At 64.0% G+C, this 5,721-nt stretch carries 1 protein-coding gene; it reads right to left on the minus strand.

Features of this window, described 5'->3' with window-relative positions; translation table 11 throughout:
• Nucleotides 1-571: 571 nt before the first annotated feature.
• Nucleotides 572-5,689, minus strand: a complete 5,118-nt coding sequence (locus tag ACZ3HG_RS22880) for an invasin domain 3-containing protein (RefSeq protein WP_465334582.1) — start codon at nucleotides 5,687-5,689, stop codon at nucleotides 572-574.
• Nucleotides 5,690-5,721 lie beyond the last annotated feature (32 nt).

The raw sequence follows: 5,721 nt of genomic DNA on the forward strand, positions 1-5,721 counted from the left end.
TGGAGAAAGGGTCATTCTGAGAATGAAGATTCCGACGTTACTAACTGAGTGTTGTATCTAATACTGGGGGCAGGTCATTTACACCTCCCGGCACGTTTCAGAAAGTCTAAAAACCCCTGATAACCCGCTAAATCACTCACACCTGATATTCCCATTAAAGACGCTAAAACACATGAAAAACCTCATCAGCTTAACAATGGCGCGAGTCTGTCATGGCCTGTTGAAGCACGCCGTAAGCGTGATGAGGCGCATTCGATGCCGCCGAAAGGAATCAAACCCAGCGTTACACATCAAGCCGGAAAATAGCGTTGCGGTATTCTCTTAAGAACAACCTCGGGGAAGTGACCTGAGAGTGGCACAGCTCAAAGCAGATAGTGTTATCGTTTGGAACTGAAGATAGCTTCTCTGATGGTACGCCTTTAATCTCACTGGCCTGCGGGGGTTTTCCGCTCCAGCCGGCCAGCTTCACAGTCGCCGTCAGGCCCGTACCCGCGGCATGTAGCAGTCATGGTTAACCTGCCACATACCCTGGGCCGCACACCGTAATATATTACTGATCCTGATCTTGAGCCTAATTATGGTTAACGCACCTTAAGGGTTTTAAGACCCAGGCATTGTATGTAGTAAATTCATGTACACCATTACTGATATTGAAATCAACTGTACCTCCATCACTCCTAGTTTCAGAGGTTCTATAGTTTTCTGCATCCGAATACACCCAGCCATATTTAGATAAATTTCCCCAAAGTTTATAGGCCGCGTCGAAAGTTGCTAAAGAAGGAAGCTCACCTCCGTTAGCCTTGCAGAGCCGATCAGCTGCCTTTTCGTTCCCCGCAGAAGGGGCATAAGCCTGATCTGTGTAGTAATCCAGGAAATAGGGATATTCACTCACCTTCAGTGTGTAAGAAGCTGATTTATAACCCTCTTTGTTCATGGTGATGGTTAAATCTTTAAGCGGCTGTGCAACAAAGGTCACAATATATTTTTTATCCTCATTACTTTTTTTAACAGTAAGCTCTTCCGAAGAGGAAAAATCATCAGCATTTTCATTTAGCGTTATTGTAAAGGATGCATTTTTAAACATAACGCCAGAGAACGACTTATTAAGATCTAACGAATTACCATTTACTTCAACGCGTACGATTTCCAGTTGCAGAATGATAATTGCATATTTTTTTGAGTAAACTTCACCATCCCATCCGGTATAACCCAACGTTGCCTTTAGCCCCGTGCCCTCCTTGGTGGCCGTGTAGCTCGCCACATAGGTGCCGTCCTGGTTGTCGGTCCAGATACCGTTCAGGCTGGCGTTCGCCACCGTCACTGCCTCCGCCGTCAGCGAGGATGCCTTTCCCGTCACCGGGTTACCGTTCGCATCCTTCAGCGTCACCGTCACCATCATGTCGCTGCCCGCCACGTAGCTGGTTTTGTCCGTTTTCACGCCGGACGTTGCCTGCGCCGGGGCGCCCGCCGTAATGGCATAGGCCGCAGAGTCGCTGCCCTGGCTCCAGCCCGGCAGATTCAGTACGGCCTTCAGGCCCGTGCCCGCCCTGATGGCCGTGTAGCTCGCCGTATAGGTGCCGTCAAGGCCGCCGGTCCAGCTGCCGCTCAGGGTGGCGTTCGCCACCGTGACGGCCTCCGCCGTCAGCAAGGCCGCCTGCCCCGTCACCGGGTTGCCGTTCGCGTCCTTCAGCGTCACCGTCACCGTCATGTCGCTGCCCGCCGCGTAGCTGGTTTTGTCCGTTTTAACGCCGGACGCTGCCTGCGCCGGGGCGCCCGCAGTGATCGCATAGGCCGCAGAGTCGCTGCCTTTACTCCAGCCCGGCAGCTTCACCCCGGCCTTCAGGCCCGTGCCCGCCGTGATGGCCGTGTAGCCCGCCGTATAGATCCCGGCGCCGTTCTCCTTCCAGCTGCCGCTCAGGGTGGCGTTGGCCACCGTGACGGCCTCCGCCGTCAGCGAGGACGCCTGACCCGCCACCGGGTTGCCGTTCGCGTCCTTCAGCGTCACCGTCACCGTCATGTCGCTGCCCGCCGCGTAGCTGGCTTTGTCCGTTTTAACGCCGGACGCTGTCTGCGCCGGAGCGCCCGCCGTGAAGGTAACGGTCGCGGTCTGGCCCGCATCCTTCCCGCCGGCCACCTTCGCCGTTACCGTTACCGCCCCGGCTTTTTTACTGCTCAGCGGCGCCGTGGCCTGGCCCTGCGCGTCGGTGGTTACGCTCTCCTGAAGAGTGGCGCCGTTGGTTGCCGACAGGCTGACCGCCGCATTGCCCACCGGGTTACCGTTCGCGTCCTTCACCGTTACCGTCACCGCATCCACGGTGCCGTCCGCCGGAACGCCCGGGCTGGCAGGGACGACCGCACTCACCTTCGCGGTGCTGATGTCCGCCGTAATGGCATAAGCCGCGGAGTCGCTGCCCTGGCTCCAGCCCGGCAGCTTCAGCACGGCCTTCAGGCCCGTGCCCGCCGTGATGGCCGTGTAGCCCGCCGCGTAGGTGCCGTCCTGGTTGTCGGTCCAGCGGCCGCTCAGGCTGGCGTTGGCCACCGTCACTGCCTCCGCCGTCAGCAAGGCCGCCTGCCCCGCCACCGGGTTGCCGTTCGCGTCCTTCAGCGTCACCGTCACCGTCATGTTGCCGCCCGCCGCGTAGCTGGTTTTGTCCGTTTTAACGCCGGACGCTGCCTGCGCCGGGGCGCCCGCCGTAATGGCATAGGCCGCAGAGTCACTGCCTTTACTCCAGCCCGGCAGCTTCAGCACGGCCTTCAGGCCCGTACCCGCCGTGATGGCCGTGTAGCCTGCCGCGTAGGTGCCGTCCTGGTTGTCGGTCCAGCTGCCGCTCAGGGTGGCGTTGGCCACCGTCACTGCCTCCGCCGTCAGCAAGGCCGCCTGCCCCGCCACCGGGTTGCCGTTCGCATCCTTCAGCGTCACCGTCACCGTCATGTTGCCGCCCGCCGCGTAGCTGGTTTTGTCCGTTTTCACGCCGGACGCTGCCTGCGCCGGGGCGCCCGCCGTAATGGCATAGGCCGCAGAGTCGCTGCCCTGGCTCCAGCCCGGCAGCTTCAGCACGGCCTTCAGGCCCGTGCCCGCCGTGATGGCCGTGTAGCCTGCCGCATAGATCCCGGCGCCGTTCTCCTTCCAGCTGCCGCTCAGGCTGGCGTTGGCCACCGTGACGGCCTCCGCCGTCAGCAAGGCCGCCTGCCCCGTCACCGGGTTGCCGTTCGCGTCCTTCAGCGTCACCGTCACCGTCATGTCGCTGCCCGCCGCGTAGCTGGCTTTGTCCGTTTTAACGCCGGACGCTGCCTGCGCCGGGGCGCCTGCGGTAATGACATAGGCCGCGGAGTCGCTGCCTTTACTCCAGCCCGGCAGCTTCACCCCGGCCTTCAGGCCCGTGCCCGCCGTGATGGCCGTGTAGCCCGCCGTATAGATCCCGGCGCCGTTCTCCTTCCAGCTGCCGTTCAGCGTGGCGTTGGCCACCGTGACGGCCTCCGCCGTCAGCAAGGCCGCCTGCCCCGCCACCGGGTTGCCGTTCACGTCCTTCAGCGTCACCGTCACCGTCATGTCGCTGCCCGCCGCGTAGCTGGCTTTGTCCGTTTTAACGCCGGACGCTGCCTGCGCCGGAGCGCCCGCCGTGAAGGTAACGGTCGCGGTCTGGCCCGCATCCTTCCCGCCGGCCACCTTCGCCGTTACCGTCACCGCCCCGGCTTTTTTACTGCTCAGCGGCGCCGTGGCCTGGCCCTGCGCGTCGGTGGTCACGCTCTCTTTAAGCGTGGCGCCGTTGGTTGCCGACAGGCTGACCGCCGCATTGCCCACCCGGTTACCGTTCGCGTCCTTCACCGTTACCGTCACCGCATCCACGGTGCCGTCCGCCGGAGCGCCCGGGCTGGCAGGGACGACCGCACTCACCTTCGCGGTGCTGCCGTCCGCCGTAATGGCATAAGCCGCGGAGTCGCTGCTTTTACTCCAGCCCGGCAGCTTCAGCACGGCCTTCAGGCCCGTGCCCGCCGTAATGGCCGTGTAGCCTGCCGCATAGGTGCCGTCCTGGTTGTCGGTCCAGCGGCCGCTCAGGCTGGCGTTGGCCACCGTCACGGTCTCCGCCGTCAGCAAGGCCGCCTGCCCCGCCACCGGGTTGCCGTTCGCGTCCTTCAGCGTCACCGTCACCGTCATGTTGCCGCCCGCCGCGTAGCTGGCTTTGTCCGTTTTAACGCCGGACGCTGCCTGCGCCGGGGTGCCCGCCGTGATCGCATAAGCCGCAGAGTCGCTGCCCTGGCTCCAGCCCGGCAGCTTCAGCACGGCCTTCAGGCCCGTACCCGCCGTGATGGCCGTGTAGCCTGCCGCATATGTGCCGTCCTGGTTGTCGGTCCAGCGGCCGCTCAGGGTGGCGTTGGCCACCGTGACGGCCTCCGCCGTCAGCGAGGTCGCCTGCCCCGTCACCGGGTTGCCGTTCGCGTCCTTCAGCGTCACCGTCACCGTCATGTCGCTGCCCGCCGCGTAGCTGGCTTTGTCCGTTTTCACGCCGGACGCTGCCTGCGCCGGGGCGCCCGCCGTAATGACATAGGCCGCAGAGTCGCTGCCTTTACTCCAGCCCGGCAGCTTCACCCCGGCCTTCAGGCCCGTGCCCGCCGTGATGGCCGTGTAGCCCGCCGTATAGATCCCGGCGCCGTTCTCCTTCCAGCTGCCGCTCAGGCTGGCGTTGGCCACCGTCACGGCCTCCGCCGTCAGTAATGACGCCTGCCCCGCCACCGGGTTGCCGTTCGCGTCCTTCAGCGTCACCGTCACCGTCATGTCGCTGCCCGCCGCGTAGCTGGCTTTGTCCGTTTTCACGGCGGACGCTGCCTGCGCCGGAGCGCCCGCCGTGAAGGTAACGGTCGCGGTCTGGCCCGCATCCTTCCCGCCGGCCACCTTCGCCGTTACCTTCACCGCACCGGCTTTTTTACTGCTGAGCGGCGCCGTGGCCTGGCCCTGCGCGTCGGTGGTCACGCTCTCCTGAAGAGTGGCGCCGTTGGTTGCCGACAGGCTGACCGCCGCATTGCCCACCGGGTTACCGTTCGCGTCCTTCACCGTTACCGTCACCGCATCCACGGTGCCGTCCGCCGGAACGCCCGGGCTGGCAGGGACGACAGCACTCACCTTCGCGGTGCTGATGTCCGCCGTAATGGCATAAGCCGCGGAGTCGCTGCCCTGGCTCCAGCCCGGCAGCTTCAGCACGGCCTTCAGGCCCGTGCCCGCCGTGATGGCCGTGTAGCCTGCCGCGTAGGTTCCGGCGCCGTTCTCCTTCCAGCTGCCGCTCAGGCTGGCGTTGGCCACCGTCACGGCCTCCGCCGTCAGCGAGGACGCCTGCCCCGCCACCGGGTTGCCGTTCGCGTCCTTCAGCGTCACCGTCACCGTCATGTTGCCGCCCGCCGCGTAGCTGGCTTTGTCCGTTTTAACGCCGGACGCTGCCTGCGCCGGGGCGCCCGCCGTAATGGCATAGGCCGCAGAGTCGCTGCCCTGGCTCCAGCCCGGCAGCTTCAGCACGGCCCTCAGGCCCGTGCCCGCCGTGATGGCCGTGTAGCCCGCCGTATAGATCCCGGCGCCGTTCTCCTTCCAGCTACCGCTCAGGCTGGCGTGCGCCACCGTCACGGCCTCCGCCGTCAGCAAGGCCGCCTGCCCCGCCACCGGGTTGCCGTTCGCGTCCTTCAGCGTCACCGTCACCGTCATGTCGCTGCCCGCCGCGTAGCTGGCTTTGTCCG

Source organism: Erwinia sp. PME.40.26/001 (assembly GCF_055556675.1).